Origin of the sequence: Terribacillus sp. JSM ZJ617 (assembly GCF_044383785.1) — a bacterium.
Taxonomy (GTDB): Bacteria; Bacillota; Bacilli; order Bacillales; family Amphibacillaceae; genus Terribacillus.
Map to the genome: position 1 here is coordinate 1 of NZ_JBISEQ010000004.1, position 17,423 is coordinate 17,423.

At 45.9% G+C, this 17,423-nt stretch carries 20 protein-coding genes and 11 tRNA genes; 2 read left to right on the plus strand and 29 right to left on the minus strand.

Annotated features, from left to right (window positions below; all coding sequences use genetic code 11):
- Positions 1 to 78: 78 nt before the first annotated feature.
- The 12 genes from ACH6C1_RS13420 to ACH6C1_RS13475 form a co-directional block, all read right to left on the minus strand.
- Positions 79 to 155 (minus strand) — tRNA-Ile (locus tag ACH6C1_RS13420).
- Between the two features lie 20 nt (positions 156 to 175).
- Positions 176 to 249, minus strand: a tRNA-Gly gene (locus ACH6C1_RS13425).
- Between the two features lie 35 nt (positions 250 to 284).
- Positions 285 to 361: transfer RNA gene (locus tag ACH6C1_RS13430), tRNA-Pro, on the minus strand.
- Between the two features lie 9 nt (positions 362 to 370).
- Positions 371 to 447, minus strand: a tRNA-Arg gene (locus tag ACH6C1_RS13435).
- 58 nt (positions 448 to 505) lie between these two features.
- Positions 506 to 592, minus strand: a tRNA-Leu gene (locus ACH6C1_RS13440).
- 76 nt (positions 593 to 668) lie between these two features.
- Positions 669 to 741: transfer RNA gene (locus ACH6C1_RS13445), tRNA-Lys, on the minus strand.
- A gap of 17 nt (positions 742 to 758) precedes the next feature.
- Positions 759 to 829, minus strand: a tRNA-Gln gene (locus tag ACH6C1_RS13450).
- 5 nt (positions 830 to 834) lie between these two features.
- Positions 835 to 911: transfer RNA gene (locus ACH6C1_RS13455), tRNA-Asp, on the minus strand.
- Between the two features lie 30 nt (positions 912 to 941).
- Positions 942 to 1,013 (minus strand) — tRNA-Glu (locus ACH6C1_RS13460).
- Between the two features lie 8 nt (positions 1,014 to 1,021).
- Positions 1,022 to 1,112 (minus strand) — tRNA-Ser (locus ACH6C1_RS13465).
- A gap of 2 nt (positions 1,113 to 1,114) precedes the next feature.
- Positions 1,115 to 1,189, minus strand: a tRNA-Asn gene (locus tag ACH6C1_RS13470).
- A 169-nt stretch (positions 1,190 to 1,358) separates the two neighbouring features.
- Positions 1,359 to 1,835, minus strand: a complete 477-nt coding sequence (locus ACH6C1_RS13475; RefSeq protein WP_095224074.1) for a SprT family protein — start codon at positions 1,833 to 1,835, stop codon at positions 1,359 to 1,361.
- Positions 1,836 to 1,923: 88 nt separating this feature from the next.
- On the opposite strand from ACH6C1_RS13475, the gene cmpA reads away from it, so the two are divergent.
- On the plus strand, positions 1,924 to 2,046 hold the full coding sequence (gene cmpA, locus ACH6C1_RS13480; RefSeq protein ID WP_095224073.1) for a cortex morphogenetic protein CmpA: 123 nt from the start codon (positions 1,924 to 1,926) through the stop codon (positions 2,044 to 2,046).
- Positions 2,047 to 2,090: 44 nt separating this feature from the next.
- Here cmpA and ACH6C1_RS13485 read toward each other — a convergent pair whose 3' ends face one another.
- From ACH6C1_RS13485 to acpS, 15 genes are all read right to left on the minus strand, one after another.
- Positions 2,091 to 4,253 (minus strand): Tex family protein, encoded by a 2,163-nt coding sequence (locus ACH6C1_RS13485; protein ID WP_374077848.1) that lies wholly within the window; start codon positions 4,251 to 4,253, stop codon positions 2,091 to 2,093.
- Between the two features lie 89 nt (positions 4,254 to 4,342).
- Positions 4,343 to 4,939: a SpoIIE family protein phosphatase gene (locus ACH6C1_RS13490; RefSeq protein WP_286160787.1), complete on the minus strand. Its 597-nt coding sequence runs from the start codon at positions 4,937 to 4,939 to the stop codon at positions 4,343 to 4,345.
- On the minus strand, positions 4,932 to 5,723 hold the full coding sequence (gene sigB / locus ACH6C1_RS13495; RefSeq protein WP_095224070.1) for an RNA polymerase sigma factor SigB: 792 nt from the start codon (positions 5,721 to 5,723) through the stop codon (positions 4,932 to 4,934). The genes ACH6C1_RS13490 and sigB overlap by 8 nt, the downstream gene beginning before the upstream one ends.
- Entirely contained in the window at positions 5,695 to 6,171 is a 477-nt protein-coding gene (gene rsbW / locus ACH6C1_RS13500; RefSeq protein ID WP_038558151.1) for an anti-sigma B factor RsbW, read from the minus strand. The genes sigB and rsbW overlap by 29 nt, the downstream gene beginning before the upstream one ends.
- A 2-nt stretch (positions 6,172 to 6,173) precedes the next feature.
- Positions 6,174 to 6,503 (minus strand): STAS domain-containing protein, encoded by a 330-nt coding sequence (locus ACH6C1_RS13505; RefSeq protein WP_095224069.1) that lies wholly within the window; start codon positions 6,501 to 6,503, stop codon positions 6,174 to 6,176.
- Between the two features lie 56 nt (positions 6,504 to 6,559).
- Positions 6,560 to 7,570 carry a PP2C family protein-serine/threonine phosphatase gene (locus ACH6C1_RS13510; protein ID WP_374077851.1) on the minus strand — a complete coding sequence of 337 codons (1,011 nt, stop codon included), beginning with the start codon at positions 7,568 to 7,570 and terminating at the stop codon, positions 6,560 to 6,562.
- Positions 7,571 to 7,586: 16 nt separating this feature from the next.
- Positions 7,587 to 7,988 (minus strand): anti-sigma regulatory factor, encoded by a 402-nt coding sequence (locus ACH6C1_RS13515; RefSeq protein WP_038558144.1) that lies wholly within the window; start codon positions 7,986 to 7,988, stop codon positions 7,587 to 7,589.
- A 2-nt stretch (positions 7,989 to 7,990) separates the two neighbouring features.
- Positions 7,991 to 8,347, minus strand: coding sequence for an STAS domain-containing protein (locus ACH6C1_RS13520; protein ID WP_038558142.1), 357 nt, complete (start codon positions 8,345 to 8,347; stop codon positions 7,991 to 7,993).
- Complete coding sequence (locus ACH6C1_RS13525) at positions 8,344 to 9,216, minus strand: STAS domain-containing protein (RefSeq protein WP_374078596.1); 873 nt, start codon at positions 9,214 to 9,216, stop codon at positions 8,344 to 8,346. The genes ACH6C1_RS13520 and ACH6C1_RS13525 overlap by 4 nt, the downstream gene beginning before the upstream one ends.
- Positions 9,217 to 9,425: 209 nt before the next feature.
- Positions 9,426 to 9,776, minus strand: coding sequence for a type II toxin-antitoxin system PemK/MazF family toxin (locus ACH6C1_RS13530; protein WP_038558138.1), 351 nt, complete (start codon positions 9,774 to 9,776; stop codon positions 9,426 to 9,428).
- 4 nt (positions 9,777 to 9,780) lie between these two features.
- Positions 9,781 to 10,056, minus strand: a complete 276-nt coding sequence (locus tag ACH6C1_RS13535; RefSeq protein ID WP_038558136.1) for a hypothetical protein — start codon at positions 10,054 to 10,056, stop codon at positions 9,781 to 9,783.
- Positions 10,057 to 10,212: 156 nt separating this feature from the next.
- Positions 10,213 to 11,385, minus strand: a complete 1,173-nt coding sequence (gene alr / locus ACH6C1_RS13540; RefSeq protein ID WP_374077855.1) for an alanine racemase — start codon at positions 11,383 to 11,385, stop codon at positions 10,213 to 10,215.
- 85 nt (positions 11,386 to 11,470) lie between these two features.
- Positions 11,471 to 12,487 (minus strand): LolA family protein, encoded by a 1,017-nt coding sequence (locus tag ACH6C1_RS13545; RefSeq protein ID WP_095224065.1) that lies wholly within the window; start codon positions 12,485 to 12,487, stop codon positions 11,471 to 11,473.
- Positions 12,488 to 12,537: 50 nt separating this feature from the next.
- Positions 12,538 to 14,049, minus strand: coding sequence for an NAD(P)H-hydrate dehydratase (locus ACH6C1_RS13550; protein ID WP_374077857.1), 1,512 nt, complete (start codon positions 14,047 to 14,049; stop codon positions 12,538 to 12,540).
- A 61-nt stretch (positions 14,050 to 14,110) separates the two neighbouring features.
- Positions 14,111 to 14,476 (minus strand): holo-ACP synthase, encoded by a 366-nt coding sequence (gene acpS, locus ACH6C1_RS13555; RefSeq protein WP_374077859.1) that lies wholly within the window; start codon positions 14,474 to 14,476, stop codon positions 14,111 to 14,113.
- A 155-nt stretch (positions 14,477 to 14,631) separates the two neighbouring features.
- Between acpS and ACH6C1_RS13560 the strand changes: the two genes are divergently transcribed.
- Entirely contained in the window at positions 14,632 to 15,402 is a 771-nt protein-coding gene (locus ACH6C1_RS13560; RefSeq protein ID WP_374077861.1) for a rhomboid family intramembrane serine protease, read from the plus strand.
- 26 nt (positions 15,403 to 15,428) lie between these two features.
- Here the strand turns inward: ACH6C1_RS13560 and ACH6C1_RS13565 are convergent, their stop codons facing one another.
- Both ACH6C1_RS13565 and ACH6C1_RS13570 read right to left on the minus strand, forming a co-directional pair.
- Positions 15,429 to 16,871, minus strand: coding sequence for a PH domain-containing protein (locus ACH6C1_RS13565; protein WP_374077863.1), 1,443 nt, complete (start codon positions 16,869 to 16,871; stop codon positions 15,429 to 15,431).
- Positions 16,864 to 17,343, minus strand: coding sequence for a PH domain-containing protein (locus tag ACH6C1_RS13570; RefSeq protein WP_374077865.1), 480 nt, complete (start codon positions 17,341 to 17,343; stop codon positions 16,864 to 16,866). Before ACH6C1_RS13570 ends, ACH6C1_RS13565 begins: the two co-directional genes overlap by 8 nt.
- Positions 17,344 to 17,423: the final 80 nt, after the last annotated feature.

A 17,423-nucleotide genomic window follows, 5' to 3' on the forward strand; every position in this document is an offset into this window, starting at 1 on the left:
GTTAGAGCTGACGTTGATCTTGCGATCATGTCGTTTAGTTCGTAATTGGTTGTTTTGTTCAGTTTTCAAAGATCAATATGGTGGGCCTAAGTGGACTCGAACCACCGACCTCACGCTTATCAGGCGTGCGCTCTAACCAGCTGAGCTATAGGCCCATATCGTTTGTTTGAAATAGTGGAGCGGGTGAAGGGAATCGAACCCTCGACATCAGCTTGGAAGGCTGAGGTTTTACCACTAAACTACACCCGCATATTTAAATGTTTCATTCGGCTGGATGGAACTACTGGTCGGGAAGACAGGATTTGAACCTGCGACCCCTTGGTCCCAAACCAAGTGCTCTACCAAGCTGAGCTACTTCCCGGAGAAATAATGGCGCGCCCGAGAGGAGTCGAACCCCTAACCTTTTGATCCGTAGTCAAACGCTCTATCCAATTGAGCTACGGGCGCTTATTAAGAACAACTTTTGTATTGTATCATTTAACTCATAACTTGTCAACACTTTTTTTGGTGCGGCCGAGAGGACTTGAACCTCCACGGGTTATTCACCCACTAGGCCCTCAACCTAGCGCGTCTGCCATTCCGCCACGACCGCTTAAAGTCAAAAGAAAAATGCTGTCTGTGTTTCACAGCATCGGCAGATCTATATGATCACCCACACTTTAAACAGATGAGCCATGAAGGACTCGAACCTTCGACCCTCTGATTAAAAGTCAGATGCTCTACCAACTGAGCTAATGGCTCACAACAAAAAAAGTAAGCTGGGCTAGCTGGATTCGAACCAACGATCACGGGACCAAAACCCGTTGCCTTACCGCTTGGCTATAGCCCAATAAATGGCGGTCCGGACGGGACTCGAACCCGCGACCTCCTGCGTGACAGGCAGGCATTCTAACCAACTGAACTACCGGACCGAGCCTTTAAAGACTCGTTATGAAAAACGATGACCCGTACGGGATTCGAACCCGTGTTACCGCCGTGAAAGGGCGGTGTCTTAACCGCTTGACCAACGGGCCATTTGAGATGGCGGAGAAGGAGGGATTTGAACCCTCGCGCCGCTTACACGACCTACACCCTTAGCAGGGGCGCCTCTTCAGCCACTTGAGTACTTCTCCATTGGCTCCACAGGCAGGATTCGAACCTGCGACCGATCGGTTAACAGCCGATAGCTCTACCACTGAGCTACTGTGGAATAGTTTTAATCACTTTGTTAGCGACCTTATGTATCTTACAACATCTTTCGCTGTGTGTCAACCACTTTCGTGATTTTTTCTTGCACCGTTCGTCGACGGCTTAATAAATTTATCATGGATTACGGAACACGTCAACACTTTTCTTGAAAGTTTTTGTCCTTTCTTGTTTTATTTCTCCAGTAACTCAGTATTCTCTAGCTTTTTCAGCGTCCCTCCGCATTTACCGCAACCATATTTACGCGTATTCACTGTCTTTCTTCGCTTATACACATGCTTGCATTTCGTACATCTGTAATATAAAAGCTTCTTTTCCTTAACAGACGGAAGCATATTACAAAAGCGTGGTGACTTCGTCTGCCGAAGGAGCTCGCGGAATTCTGGATCCCTATGACCGTACCCCTTCCCTTCTATATGAAGATGGTAATGACATAGTTCGTGTTTGATAATTCCAATTGTCTCTTCCTGCCCAAGCTCCTGCAAATACTTCGGATTAATCTCGATTATCCGTTTACCCGGCAGGTACCTGCCTCCAGTCGTTCGCAGCCTATTGTTATACCTTGCTGTATCGACAAATGGCCGATTGAACCATGCGACGGAAATCTCTTCGACGATTTGCTGCAGATTATCCATTGTTATTTCTCTCATTAACGCAGGCACCTCCCGTTTCTGTTATGCATATGATACTGCAGACATTCATTTTTTCCGACATCCATAGGCTGCAGGAGGTAAAAGAATGCCTAATTGGTTGAAAAATCAACTTTCACAAGCTTTCCTTACTAAAAACGTGAACCAATTGAAGGTTTTGAATCAATGCTGGTTCTTTTATAAACGGAAACAGCAGTCCAACGGCGGCTAAAGCCCCTGTCCCACGAGGGGAGAGGGGCTTTTTCGCTGTTATTGTTACTTCACCATTGTAAGTGCAATTCGCTGTTTGTCAATATCTACTCTATCTACCCAAACAGTGACTACATCTCCTACCGATGCAATATCCATCGGATGCTTCACAAACTTATTAGACATTTTGGATATATGGACAAGTCCATCTTGCTTAACCCCTATGTCGACGAACACACCAAAATCAACGACATTTCGGACAGTCCCTTGCAGCTCCATCCCTTCTTTAAGATCTTCCATTGCCAATACATCCTGCTTCAATAATGGTTGATCAAAATCATCACGCGGATCTCTTCCTGGTTGATTAAGGGCTTGTACGATATCCCGGAGAGTAAGATCACCGATGCCCAATTCTGCAGCAATCACGGCTATATCAAGATCTGCAAGCTTCTCACGCAGTTTATCTGTCCCTATATCCACTACATCCGCACCAAGCCGCTTCAGAAGCTGCTTTGTGGCAGCATAACTCTCTGGATGGATCGGCGTTCTATCAAGCGGCTCCTCGCCGTCCAGGACACGCAGAAATCCGATACTCTGTTCATATGTCTTGCTGCCGAGCCTAGGAATAGACTTAAGCTGCTTACGCGAAGAAAACTTACCAATTTCATTCCGCTGCTTCACGACATTCGCTGCCACCGTCTTACTAAATCCAGATACATACTGCAGCAAGGATTCAGAAGCTGTGTTTACATTGACACCTACCTGGTTTACCGCAGTCTCCACAACAAAACCTAGGGAATCATTCAATCTTTTTTGTCCCACATCATGCTGGTACTGTCCAACACCAATCGATTTTGGATCGATTTTGACTAGTTCTGCTAATGGATCCTGAACTCTGCGACCGATGGAAATAGCACTTCGTTCTTCTACTTGCAGTTCCGGAAATTCTTTTCTCGCTAATTCTGATGCAGAATAAACACTTGCACCCGCTTCATTCACGATTATATAAGCGACGTTGCTTTCCGTCTGTTTTATTACATCTGCAATGAATTGTTCTGTTTCCCGTGATGCAGTTCCGTTACCAATTGCAATCAGTTCTACATCATACTTATTCAATAATGCCTCAACGACTTTACCAGCTCCTTTGATATCATGACGCGGTGCAGTAGGATAGATGACATTTTTTTCGAGCAATTTTCCCGTCTCATCTATTACTGCCAGCTTACAGCCCGTGCGAAAAGCCGGATCCACACCTAATACAACCCGGCCCTTCAATGGCGGCTGGAGAAGAAGGTTTTTCAAGTTCTCCGAGAAGATTTTAATTGCTTGCTCTTCCGCTTTCTCTGACAGCATGGAGCGAATTTCCCGTTCGACGGATGGCTGGATGAGACGCTTATAGCTGTCCTCTATGACTGTCTGCAAGATAGATGCCACATCAGCAGCAGTTCTTTGCTTGATGACTTTCCGTTTAAGATAACCTAGAATGACATCTGCAGGAGGCTCAACAGTTACCCGCAGTATGCCTTCTTTCTCACCGCGGTTGACAGCTAATATCCGATGGGACGCCATCTGACGAATTGGCTCCTGATACTCATAATACATTTCGTATACGCCTTTTTCATCGTCTTCTGCCTTTTTTACTTTCGTTAACAGCACACCTTGCTTCTCTGTCTTTTCTCGGATATAGTCCCGGAAAGCAGCTTGCTCACTGATCCATTCGGCTACTATGTCACTTGCACCTTGCAGCACTTCTTCAACCGTCTGCAGTTCTTTCTCAGGGTCGATATATGCTTTGGCTTCTTTTTCAAGGTGCTGGATTGTTTGCTCATACAACCCCTTGGCTAGAGGCTCCAAGCCTTTTTCTTTAGCGATTGTAGCTTTTGTGCGCCGCTTTTGCTTATAGGGGCGATACAAGTCTTCGATACGCTGCAGCTGCATAGCTGCCAGAATATCACGCTTCAGTTCTTCTGTCAGTTTGCCTTGTTCTTCAATCAAGCGGATTACTTCTGTCTTCCGCTGATGGAGCTGCTGAGCATACTCCCATTTATCTTGAATCTCTTTGATTTCAACTTCATCAAGAGCGCCAGTCTGCTCTTTCCGATAACGCGCAATAAACGGTACTGTATTGCCCTCTTCCAGCAAATTGATGACCTGCTTAATAGATGATTGCTTAATTGATGTTTCTTTTTCGACCCATTGGATGAGTCTGGCTTGAATGGTTGCTTCCAATTTTCTTCCTCCTGACTGCTTCTATGTCCATTGTAGCAGAATTGGCGGACAGATAAAAAAAGGATCAGCACCTGAGTCAGGTACCGATCCTATTCCGTGTATTTCATAGCTATCATAGTAATATCATCTTTATGCGGCTTTTGTTTGGAAAGAGCGAACATATCCCGTATCTTGCGTACGTCCTTTTCTTTGAAAAGGTCTTGTGTAAGCTCGTTATCAGACACCCCATCAGAGAACATGACGAATATCATGTCATCCTGTAGAATCCCTCGGGAAATTTTATATTTCCGCGGATACCCTGCAAGAAAACCCTGGCTTGGTATACAGCGTTCCCTTTTGCCGCTCGTAATCGTCATGATTCCGATATTCCCAATGCTAGTGAAGGAATACGTACCTGCCCGATAATCCACCTTTAGGATACCGAGGACAACTCCGCGTTTCCCTACCAGCACTTCGTTTGATCTCCTGATCAATTCATCGATTCCGCTGTGTACATGGTCTTGAATCACATCTACTACAACCTGTGATGACTCTTTCGCAAATTCTCCGCTTCCAAGACCATCCGCCAGGACACAGATGAATTCATGTTCCGATTCGTGATAGAAATAACTATCTCCGCAATAATAGTTGCCCTTTTTAGGCTCCTGAAACGCCGACACATCCATATGGAGATAAGTATCACTCAAAGCTGTCAGCACCTTCAGCTTGTAAGGCTTCCCGTAATTTGCGCAGGGCTCTGCGCTGCAGACGCGATACATGCATCTGAGAAATACCGAGTCTTTCTCCTGTGTCTTTTTGACTCATATTCTCAAAATAAGTGCAGCGAAGAATTTCCTGCTCCCGCTCACTAAGAATCGGCAGCACCTTTTCCAGCAGCATTCTGCGGTCAATATCTTCGTAGCCATTATCCGTCGAACCTACCAAATCAAGGATCGCTACAGTACTGCCATCTGAATCAGCTTCAATCTTTCTGTCAACAGACAATGCTTTGTAGCTTTTGCCCATTTCCATTGTCTCTAAAATGTCCTCCTCGGACACTTCCAGAAAAGCAGCAATTTCCGCCACAGTCGGGGACTTCTGATTATCAGTAGTCAGCTCGTCGATTGCTTTACGAATTTTCGGACCGAGTTCTTTGATCCGCCGCGGCACATGGACACTCCATGTCTTATCACGAATAAAACGTTTGATTTCTCCGATGATGGTCGGAATAGCAAATGATTCGAATGACTTGCCGAATTCCGGATTATACCGACGGATCGCTGCAAGCAAGCCGAGCATTCCAACTTGAACCAAATCTTCATGGATGGAACTGTTCTTAGAGTATTTCCTCGCTATGGATGTGACAAGATCTTTGTATGTGAGTACGATTTTTTCTTGGATTTCTTCATCTGTGGGATACTTTTGCAGATGATCTATCCATTTATAAACCTCATCCTCACGGTTATTGTGTGGTTGAGATTTGGTCGTCATCTAGTCCCACCCCATTTTCATGAAGGTATTTCGTCATGAGGACGATCACTCCGGAATCGCTATTGATTTCCACTTTGTCCATCAACGCGTCAATCAGGAATAAACCGAAACCGCCCTCCCTCAGCTGTTCAATGGGTTCTGCAGCTTCATATGGTCCAATATTCCGTTTCACTTGATCCAAGTTGAAACTGCCGCCATGATCCGCGACCATGACTTCGAGCCGATTTTCATAAACACCGAAACCAATTGTAACTTCGCCATCTTCATCTTTCTCATATGCATGGTTCACAGTGTTTGTTACCGCCTCGGAAATTGCAACCTTCAAATCCTCGATATCCTCGTAGGAAAAGCCCATCCGGTTTGCAACACCTGAGCTGGTCAGTCGAATTACCCCAACGTATTCTGGTTTAGCCGGTACTTTAATCTCGATAAAATCGAAAGATTCCATAATTAATAGCCACCTTGTACTGTTTTGTCAACATCGATCACATCGATCAAACCTGTAATCTCGAACAAACGGTATACACGGTCCTGCAGCTGTACGAGCTTCAATTCACTGTTGTTTTCTTTTGTCGATTTCAACCCGCTAACGAATACGCCTAATCCGGTACTGTCCATATAATTAACATGCTCCAGATTAACCTCCACTTTACTGCCCTCTTTTTCGGTAAGGGATAAAAGTGTCTCTTTCAGTTTAGGAGCTGTATACGCATCTATTTCACCAGCTAATAAAACTACTGATTTTCCTTCTTTTTCTTGTACGTCAACAGTTAAGTTCATCATGTACCTCCTAAGGGCTAGTTACCATTCCTATGTAATACCCGTTTGTCCTTTTTTTAAACATCTTTTTTGATAATTATCAATGTAAAATCATCTCGCAGGTGAAAATCCTGGAGTCTTTCAAAATGCTTATACACGCTTTCCACCAACTCCTGCGCTGAAAGATGGGAAAAGCTCTTGATAACCTCAAGCACTTCCTCACTCTCGATGAAGCGATCTCCTTGACGGCATTCCGTCACACCGTCGGTAAGCAGGATAACCATATCCCCAGCATGGATCTCCCTTTCATACTGGCGGTACTGGGCCATATCTGTCACGCCAAGAACGACACCTTTTGCCCGAATCTCTTCAAAGGTATCGTCAGCAGCATGATAATAGAAGCCTGGCTCATGTCCCGCTGATGAATAGGATATTGTGCTGGCTGCCGGATTGAAAAGTGCATAAAACATTGTAATGAACATACTTGGATCGACATTCCGTTCCACTACCCGGTTAAGGCTTTCCAGTATTTCACTCGGGTTTTTATGCTCAGACGGAAAGCTTTCCATCGCGTATTTGATCATCGACATGCATAATGCTGCCGGGATACCTTTGCCGATCACATCAGCCACCGTTATACCTACAGTACCATCTTCATGATGGATGAAGTGGTGATAGTCACCATTCATTTGATTTGCAGGTACACTGACAACTCCGATATCGAAACCTTCTACATCCGGCTTCACTGTTGACAGCAATGTATTTTGCATTCTGGCCGCTACGGAAATTTCCGATTTTATCTCCAGCTGTGTTTCACGAAGATCCTGGAATTCCTGCAATGCCAGCCCGTAAGAAATCATTACTTCCAACAGAAAGCTCATCGAGTGCTGAATGTTCTCCGGAAGATCAGGATAAATATCTTCCAGCGCATTGATATGCGTGTTGATGATCTCCTCCAGCGAGATATTATGCTGGATGGAGCGTTTACTTATCTGCTCTGCCTCGTATAAGGCAGACTCGTCTTGTGTATTGATGTATTGTTTGAGCAGTTCACGATAGTGTGACAGATCTAGCTTAAGCGCATCCACCTGGCATCAACCTCCTCTAACGAACCCATTTAACGACGCGGATTTCCGTTCCTTCGCCTGTCTTTGAAGTTATATCGAATTCATCCATCAAGCGTTTTACACCAGGAAGACCTGCGCCAAGACCTCCAGATGTGGAGAAACCATCTTCCATTACCTGACTGATATCTTTTATACCGGGACCTGTATCAATGGCAACAATGCAAATTCCGCGTGAACCGACGTTCTCCACCTCATCGAAGCAGATCTTACCGCTTCCTGCATACAGGTAGATATTGCGTGCAAGCTCTGATATAGCAGTTGCTATACGGGCCTGGTCAACAATCCCGAAGCCAAGCTTCTTCGAAAAGTCGCGGCCGAATTGTCTGGCACCGACAATGTCCCATTCTTTCTGTATATTTACACAGGTTCTGAAGTCCATTTTCACTCCTCCAGTTCCTGGCGCAATTTAATCAATCCTTGTTCTAGATCTAATGCCGTAGTTACCTCATTCAAATGAATGCCCAAATCAATTAGTGTTACTGCTACGGCTGGCTGAATGCCGGTCAGCACGACTTTTGCTCCCATCAAGTCTGACATCGTCACCACATCACCTAGTACCTTGGCGATAAAGGAATCGATAATGTCAACAGACGTCAGGTCGATAACTACCCCTGTTGCTCCGCTTTGATGAATTTTGTTGAGCAGGTCTTCCTGGAATTGAATGGCAGTCTGATCATCAAGATCAATCTGGATACTGATCAGCAAGTAATTATGCAGCTTCAATATTGGAATTCTCACGATTGTTCACTCCTATCAAGCGAATCGATCAGCTCTTCTATGGTCTGTTCTTCGCTGTTTGTTTGTACGATCATTTGATTCGTCATTTCAAGAGCCGTTGTAAATCCTTTGCGCAGAGAGCTTTTCGTCGGGAACTTACTAAGATCTATCCCAAGATTCACTATCGTCTGAGCTATCTCGGGTCTAATGCCAACAAGGATACAAGTAGAACCGATCAGTCTCACTGCTTCTGCCGCCTGGATGATGTGATGCGCAACCATCGTGTCCACAACTGGCACCCCGGTGATATCGATCAGCACAACCTCGGCATGATGTTTGATCACTCCATCGAGTAAGTTCTCCATTATGAATTTTGCACGCTCGGTATCAATGGTACCGATAAGAGGCATGACCGTAATATTGTCCATAACCGGAATCAACGGTGCAGAAAGCTCTTGCAATGCGACACGCTGGAGTGAAACTGTATTTTCCCAGCTGCCGGAATACTCATTCACAAGCTGGTTGATCACTGGATTGACAAGCTCGTCCACATGACGCAGAACCTTTGGTACAGGTACATCCAATTCTTCATGTTCAATGAGAAACTCAATTGCGACACGCTTAAAAAGCTGCAGACCATCCGTTAGATAGCTGAGCGGCCAACCTAAGTTAATAACGCGTTCTGTAAAACTGTCCAGATCGGAAGTCAAACTCTCCTTCTCGACACTGCCGAAAATGATATTGACGAATTCCCGATTGGTGTTTTCGAAAAGATCCTGTGAAATAGCGGAATTTGCTACTTCCTTCTGCTTTTCTGCGACTTCCTCAAGCCACATTTGAACCAGATCATTACTATTTCCAACCAGAATCTCCTTCAGATTTTTTGCCATCATGAAACCCCCGTATTGTAACGTTCACCTTGTCAAAGGCTGATTTGCTGCAGTCATATGTTCAAGGTCACTATTATCTACTCTTAATCTAACACCAATACGCCCACCTTGCCAATAAGGCGACTTCTTCTTAGTATATACCAAATTCCAATAGGACTGAAATCAAAATAAAAAGCCCTCACGTTATATACGCAAGGACTATTCCATACCTAGAACTCTGTAAGCCCTAGACTTATTTCAAGTGCTCGATTTATATTCTCCATCATTGGAGGGTCCAGCTGTGTGATTTTATCAGTCAGCCGCTGCTTGTCGATTGTTCGGATCTGTTCCAGAAGAATGACGGAATCCCGTTCAAATCCATACTTCTTGGCATCGATCTCCACGTGGGTCGGCAGCTTGGCTTTTTGGATTTGTGCCGTTATCGCTGCTATGATGACGGTCGGACTGAATCGGTTTCCGATATCATTCTGCAGGACCAATACCGGGCGCACGCCCCCCTGTTCTGATCCCACCACCGGGGACAGGTCGGCGAAATAGACTTCGCCTCTTTTAACGATCAAAGGCCTACACCCCGCTTACAAGGCGCTCTAACGTTACTTCTGCCTCCTCTTCAGCTTGAAAAGCTTCTGAAGCGATATTTAGATTGATACGTGCCATTTCCATGTACCCTTTTTGCATGGTCTCACGAATATTCTTTCTTTCCTGCACGTATGACTTAGCCGCTTGATAGAAGAAATGATCGAGACTATTGTTATTGTTCTGCATCAAACCATCCACCTCATTCAGGAGTTTCTTAGGCAGCTTTACAACGATTTCTTGTAAGCCTTCGGACACAACCATACACCTCCACCAATTCGCTCGGGTCGTTTCTGTAAAAATCCACTTTCATCATACCATCCGAGCCATGTGTTTGCAAAGGACCCCCCGGAACTTTTTGATAAAAAAAGCCTTTTTCAAACAAAAAGCTTGGGAGAAAGGCTGACTTCCTGCCGAAAATTATACGCTTTCGCCAGGAGAAAGTGCATTGGCGATTTCGACAATCTGACCAGAGCGTTTATAGACGCGCGGCATTCGAGCGCCAATAAGGCAAGGAATCTCATAATTGATAGTGTCTACCCAGTCTGCCACTTCATCCATGCTGATAAAAGCATCCAGCTGCGAACCGATGAGAACAACTTCGGTACCGGTAGGATAGGCTTTATCTAGCTTCACCATGCATTGATCCATGCAGACCCTGCCAACAATCGGCATTCTCTTGCCATCTACAAGTACCTCGAACCCTTGCATTTTGCGGATCCATCCATCGGCATATCCGATAGGCAGTGTCCCGATCCATTCCGGTTTATCTGTTTCATAGGTTGCGCCATAACTCACCGCTTCATGCGCTTCAAGCTGTTTGACATGCACTAGTTTACTGTGCAGGGAAAACGCTTGACGGAGTGCTATCGGATGCTCTTCTTTGACGGTCTTTGACGGATAAAGTCCATACATGCCGATGCCGAAACGGACAAAATCCGACTCATCCGCAGCAAAACGCATGCTGGCTGCACTATTGTCTGTGTGGATGATGACTGGGTGGTGCCATTCCTCCCGCAGAGACTTGAATAACTCGTCAAATTTGCTTCGCTGTCCTTCAAAATACGCCAAATCAGACTCATCAGCTGTTGCAAAATGTGTATAGACACCTTCCAGGGTTAAAGACGGCGCATCAAGCATTGGCAATACAGAGTGAATTTCTTCCGCTGTCCGGAAGCCTAATCTCCCCATTCCCGTATCCAGCTTCATATGCAGCTGAAGGGGCTTGCGGAAGTTTTGGGCACGCACTGCCTCCAGCCAATCCTTACGGTAAAAGGTAAGCGAAATATCATACTCTGCAGCAATTGCCGCATCCTCAGCACGAGTTGCTCCGAGCACAAGGATTGCTGCCTGTATGCCGGCTTTTCGCAAATGAATCGCCTCATCCAGAAAAGCGACCGCCAGCGCCGATGCTCCGGCGTTCAGCGCAGCCTGCGCGACTTGGGCATATCCATGCCCATATGCATTCGCTTTGACAACCGCATAAATCCCTTTGTCTTCCCCGATATGTGCTGCCAGTTGCTTTATATTATATTCAACATGATCGAGATTTATTTCCACCCAAGAATCCCGATAAAAATGGTCGACCTTCATTTTGTATTCATCTCCTAGAATTTTTACCTCCGTCTATTATAGCAGGAAAACAAAAAAGCAGACTGGGTTCGTCTGCTTCTGCTCATTATTTCATAGCCTGGCCATTGATGGATGCCGCTACTTCCTGGATTTCTTCCCGCGTCAATTCCTCACTGGCAAGCATATAATCGACGCCGTTGTTTGTCCATGTCAGACTGGAGGAGGTAATGGCTCCTACGGTGAAACCAAGGCTGATTGGTTCGCCGCTAGCCGGTATCGCTGCGGCTGCAGCAGTCTCGGATACATCCGCTTGTTCCTGAATCAATGTAAAACTCTTCTCGCCTTCATATGTCAGGATTACCCGTTCCTTCCCGTCAGCATTGACTTCCTTCTCCTCAGCAAGTGCAGCCCCCGCCGTCTCTGTCGGATATAACACAGTCAATCCTTGCTGTTCATCCGGTACTGCAGAAGCTGGTACCCCGGATAGAGATCCAGTCATATTGTTCTCTAGTTCAAAGTCCTTTTCACCGAACTTCGGATCAAGTTTGAATGCGGAGAAGGCTACTTCGACCATCGGCTTTTTATCTTTATCCAATACTTTTACCAGCTCAGGTGTATATGTTTTTTTGTTGAAATAGATTTCCTGGTAAGGCAGCGTTGTATTGTTCTGATATGTCGTTTTCGTCTGGAACACATAATGCTCTTCTGTGGATTCGAAGGTCGCAGTATTGTCCTTCAGAACATCCTGCACGAGCGATTGGAACAAATACGGCTGACTGCTGTTATAAGGCCACTCGCTCTGGAATTTGAAGCTTTTCTTCAAAGCAGGTGTGAGAACGAATACGCCATCTTTATTGCGAAGAATCACCTGACTGCCCTGCTCATCTGTATCATTTTTCAACAAGACCCGATAATGGTCGTCTTTCTGATACCACACGTCAATACCGTAGGCTTGCTGTTCTTCTCCTGTGTTCAGCTTCATAGTGGCTTCGGCCTTGTAGCCTTGCAGCTCAGCTGATGTCTCTTCCAGCTTCTTTACTACATCTTCCTGAGAGGCTTCACTGCAGCCGGCTAATAAGAATAAAAAGGCAGCAAAGACAATCAAACCAGCAAATTTTTTCATGGTCACACTCCTTTGTCAGCTATAAAGCGAACAAAGAGAACATGCCCCCGTCAATCGGAAATGGTACGAAAAACCTTGGCCAGCCCCTTCATAAGATCAGTTGCCAATAAGTCCTGCTGGGAATGCGAATCTTCGACCAATACATCGGCTGCTTTTCCGTGGATGTAAACTCCGTTTGCAACTGCCTCCATCGGATCCTCGTGCTGCATGAGCATTGTAAGGAGGATACCGGAGAGTACGTCTCCGCTTCCGCCCTTACTTAAACCAGGGTTGCCAGTCGTATTGACAACCTGACTGCCATCTGGGGCGGTGATGATGGTGTATGCCCCTTTCAGCACGAGATGTACCTGATGCATTATCGCAAATTTCCGAGCCAGCTCGAATGGTCGTTCCAGCAGTTCCGGCACTTTCATATCCAGCAGCATGGCCATTTCTCCAGGATGCGGCGTCAAAACTGTCGGAGCTTGTCTATTCCGAAGGATCTCCAGGTCGGATTTGATATGATAAAGACCATCAGCATCTAAAAGGACAGGAACTTCCGCTTCTTCAAGCACCCGTTTCGTCAAGGCAGCTGTTGCTTCGCTCCGTCCCATTCCCATGCCGACGACAATTGCATCATAAGCACTTACATCCAAGTCTTCCGTATCGGCTATCACGCCATTCTCCTCATTCAAAGCAGTGAATGTCGCTTCTGCCAAGTGGGATAATACAGATGGAATGACCTGGCGCAAGGTTCCGACAGTCAGAAGACCTGCTCCTGCCCTAAGAGAAGCCATGCTGGACATCGTAACTGATCCTGGCATTTCAATTCCTCCCCCGATGAGGAATCCTTTGCCATTTGTCCCTTTATGGGAAAAAGGCTGCCGGATCGGAAATGACCGCTTCACGTCCTTTTCAGTCCATGTTCTGGCACCGGCTTGTCTGCCTAGATAGGCAGCCGGCAGGCCGATGGATACTGTATCCCATTTTCCGTAGTATGGTGCTGTTTTCTGGATGAAGGCGCTAGGTTTCGGCGCTTCGATGATGAAGGTGTAATCGGCTTCGATCGCTTCTTCAAATTCCGAGGCATCATCCGCCGGTACACCGGAAGGCAAATCAATGGCATAAACACGTGCATCACTGTCATTGACAGCTTGAACGGTTTCCGTATAGGGGCTTCGCAGCCTGCCGCGAACACCCAAGCCCAGCATCGCATCCACTATGATATCCGCTTTAGCCAATGCGGGCTGGAAAGCGTCTGCTTCCACATCCATCACTTCACCGCCAAGCCGGTCGTAAACCTGCTGATGCATCGCTGCATCGGCTGTCAGGTTGCGCCCTACTTGGACAGCAGCCACATCATACCCTTCATTCAGCAGCGTCCTGGCTACTACATATCCATCGCCGCCATTATTGCCGGAGCCACATAGGACTAATATTCTGTCCGTGGTTCCGATCAGCGGTTTCATCCTTTCCGCAATGGCACGGCCGGCAGATTCCATTAAGATGCTGCCGCTGATCCCTATTTCCTCCATTGCATAACGATCCACTTCGTACATTTCCTTTGCGGTGACAATATACACGCTGTTCCCTCCTACCCGCACTACAATTTATGAGACAGGCCCACATAATATGCAAACAAGTCTATTTATCCTGCGTAATGATCACTTGCGCAGCAGCATATGCATCCGAATGGGTAATCGACAGGAAAACCTGCTCCCCCTCTGTCTGGTCGCTGGCTTTGAGGACTGGCGCTCCTGCTTCATTCGGCATTATTTCAATATCATGAAGACCCAATTTGCCTAAACCGGTGCCTCTTGCTTTTGCGTAGGCTTCCTTTGCAGCAAAGCGTCCAGCAGCAAATTCCACTTTCCGTTTATCTGAAGATAGTGAATGATAATGTGTTTGTTCTGATTTTGTCAGAATCCTAGTCAGGATCCTCTCGCTTTGCATAATCGCTTTTTCGATACGTGCCAATTCTGTAATATCTAATCCGATACCCTTAATCATGATCGCACAACCCACCTTCCAACTGAATTCTCTACCGAGTATTGTACCCTATATGTATAAAAGCAGGGGGGAAAGTTATAAGATGTTATGACAAGCAATTTTCATTGGATTACGCTATGCTGTTAGCTAAAAGAAGGTATGAAGGAGGGATTGGATTGTTCCGCAGAAATGAAAGCTTTAAAGAATATTTATATGCTTATCCTGTCATCAGCTTGATCGTAGCAGTTAATCTGCTGCTTTGGATTATAACAGGCCTGCTGCCAACTGAATTCGGAAGCAGCCTCTATCAATTAGGAGCAGGTGTGAATCTCTTCATCTCTGGCGGAGAATACTGGAGGCTCGTAACACCTATCTTCCTGCACGCACCCGGAAGCATCTCGCATGTGCTTTTCAACTGTTTCTCGCTGGTTATATTCGGACCCGCTCTCGAGCAAATGCTAGGGAAACTGAAGTTCATCCTGTTTTACTTGCTGACCGGAATTGTTGGAAATGCTGTGACTTATGTACTCGATCCTTACAGCTTTGTCAGTCATATAGGAGCATCCGGTGCAATCTATGGATTGTTTGGTATTTACCTGTTTATGGTTTATTTCCGCAAGCATTTGATAGATCCCGGAAATGCGCAATTGATCGTCATCATCTTCCTTGTCGGTATTGTAATGTCATTGTTTTCCGCAAATATAAACCTCACAGCACATCTAGCTGGAGCTGTGGCAGGATTTGTACTAGCCCCACTCTTTCTTATAAAAGCAAAGCCTTTCTCCATTTATCGAAACAAACGACCTCGCCAGCGTGATGACGATGCAGGCTTTGATGCAGACCGCTGGAAAAAACGTCCGTATGGGAAACGAACCAACAAGAAGGTTATCATGTGGATTGTTATCGCAGCTTTAGTGCTTATCGGTATCTACGATTATATGAATTGAACCGCACAAATGGTGTGCGGTTCTTTTTAACTGCGGAAGGAATACCAGTCAGAGGCATCCTTTGTATCCTTTTCTTCCAGATGCTTTACCTTGAATCTGCTTCCCATTGTCCCTCCTGATGCAACAGCAATCTTCAATGTACCAAGCTGTTTTTTTGATTGGAAGTAATGCTGGGATGCATAGAAAGCCTGTACCTTTTTACGATTCACATGGACAGTCACTCGTGTCAGCTCCCGGTACCGCATCGTAAGCATATCTGTCTCCCAGGACACACCAGCCTCCCGATAGCTTAGGATACCGAAGATAATGATAATTACGACGAGCAGAAGAGCCAGCAGCCCGTACCCGCCAAAGAAGTAGACTAGCACCCCGGTTGCTAGAACAGTAAGGAGCGATGGGAGAAATAGATATCGAAGCAATGCACGCTTCGGCGGCTTCCTAAAGCTCGGCTCCACTACAAATTCAGGTAACAGCTCATTAAGAAAACTAGCGAGCTCAGATTTTTTCAGCAGTGGGAAAAGGACAGTGGAAAAACTATTTTTGTCAGCATCACTTGCTCCACCTGCAATTTCTGCACTCACCGCAAGTAATCCGAATGGCTGGCGAAAGATATTTTCCTCTATTTTCAGTGCTTGAATTCGATGCAACGGTATGGTCATTTCCCTTTTTTCAAGCAAACCTCTTCGTATGGAAAGCTCATTCCCTTGCTTGGTTATGTCAAAGAAGCAATATTTTAATATCGTTCCAACCATGGCTACCATCCATGTCAACGCCAAGCTGCCGATGACAAAAATGATAGATAGAAGCAAGCTCTGCTGCGATAGCCAATCATAAGCAAAAGAATAGATATTTATATTAACTACCTCATCTGCTTGCTGTGTAATTGCAAAAAGGAACCCGAAAATGACACCCGTGCCGCCCGAGGTAGCAGCAGCGACTAGCAAGCGGCGGAAACTGAGCCGATAGCTGTTCCGCTCCTCTCGCATCGGTGCATCCTCCGTATTCTCCTGTAGAACGATATTCCCTTTCCTTTTTACAAACTGCTGTATCGCCGCAGCGTCCAACTGGGAAAGGGCCGGAATCATCCCTTCCGCCTCTTTTCCTCCACCTGCTGTCTGTACCTCCAGCTTGACCAGACCAAAAAGTCTGTGAAGGATATTTGCACTTGTATTCACGGAATGGATACGATGTCGGGATATATAACGCTTTTTCCTTATAAAAACCCCAGATTCAATTCGGAGTTCATCATCTTCCATCCGATATGTGAATCGGTACCAATATAAAAATCCAAACAGTCCGCTTAGCAGTAAGATAACCCCAATAAGTGCGAAAGGACTCCACCAAAATAACTTAGTCATATCCCTCAGTAATGCGATAAATGCAATAGCAAGTGGAACAATGGCGTCTTTGATGAGCTTCAGCATCCGGAGGACGATACTGATTGGATGCATCCTTTTCGGTTCAGACATCTTCTTCCTCCACACGAGCAAGTATTCCGATACGGTCACGCAGCTCCAAAGCTTCCTCCAAAGCCAAAGCTGGTATATTGTGTGTCGTTGCAGCTGTTGAGACAGATACCGTGGCCAAACCGAATTTCTTCAGCACCGGTCCTTGCTCGGTATCGACATGCTGCACCCGGATCATTGGCACAATCGTTTGCGTAACAATGAAGATGCCGCTTTGTATGTATATCTCCTGCTCAAATACTTCATAACGCCACCTTCTCCATCGCAGCGCTGGAAGCAGCCAGATAAAGAAGATCAAGCTAGCGGCGATAATAGCCCAGGCAATATAAATGATAGCATCCGGAATGGACCAGGTATTCCAGAAAAACGTAAGAACCGCTGCTGCAATGACTGGCAGCAGCATATACAGGCTGGCATTGATGCGCCAAACCTTCTTTGCATTCACTGCAATTTTATTACGTGGCTGTGACTTCATCTTCTTCCCCCTCTTCGGTTACCATACGTTTCGACTGGAAATTTGTTTCGTTTTTGAATGAAAAAAGAGCCTTGGAAATA

Bases quoted from the DNA above. Each gene is read 5' to 3' on its own strand.
- acpS (WP_374077859.1), bottom strand. From the start codon at position 14,476: ATGATTAAGGGTATCGGATTAGATATTACAGAATTGGCACGTATCGAA.
- ACH6C1_RS13505 (WP_095224069.1), bottom strand. From the start codon at position 6,503: ATGAACTTAACTGTTGACGTACAAGAAAAAGAAGGAAAATCAGTAGTT.
- ACH6C1_RS13515 (WP_038558144.1), bottom strand. From the start codon at position 7,988: ATGGACTTCAGAACCTGTGTAAATATACAGAAAGAATGGGACATTGTC.
- ACH6C1_RS13525 (WP_374078596.1), bottom strand. From the start codon at position 9,216: ATGGCAAAAAATCTGAAGGAGATTCTGGTTGGAAATAGTAATGATCTG.
- ACH6C1_RS13545 (WP_095224065.1), bottom strand. From the start codon at position 12,487: ATGAAAAAATTTGCTGGTTTGATTGTCTTTGCTGCCTTTTTATTCTTA.
- cmpA (WP_095224073.1), top strand. From the start codon at position 1,924: ATGCCTAATTGGTTGAAAAATCAACTTTCACAAGCTTTCCTTACTAAA.
- alr (WP_374077855.1), bottom strand. From the start codon at position 11,385: ATGAAGGTCGACCATTTTTATCGGGATTCTTGGGTGGAAATAAATCTC.
- sigB (WP_095224070.1), bottom strand. From the start codon at position 5,723: ATGACGACCAAATCTCAACCACACAATAACCGTGAGGATGAGGTTTAT.
- rsbW (WP_038558151.1), bottom strand. From the start codon at position 6,171: ATGGAATCTTTCGATTTTATCGAGATTAAAGTACCGGCTAAACCAGAA.
- ACH6C1_RS13535 (WP_038558136.1), bottom strand. From the start codon at position 10,056: ATGGTTGTGTCCGAAGGCTTACAAGAAATCGTTGTAAAGCTGCCTAAG.
- ACH6C1_RS13475 (WP_095224074.1), bottom strand. From the start codon at position 1,835: ATGAGAGAAATAACAATGGATAATCTGCAGCAAATCGTCGAAGAGATT.
- ACH6C1_RS13570 (WP_374077865.1), bottom strand. From the start codon at position 17,343: ATGAAGTCACAGCCACGTAATAAAATTGCAGTGAATGCAAAGAAGGTT.
- ACH6C1_RS13565 (WP_374077863.1), bottom strand. From the start codon at position 16,871: ATGTCTGAACCGAAAAGGATGCATCCAATCAGTATCGTCCTCCGGATG.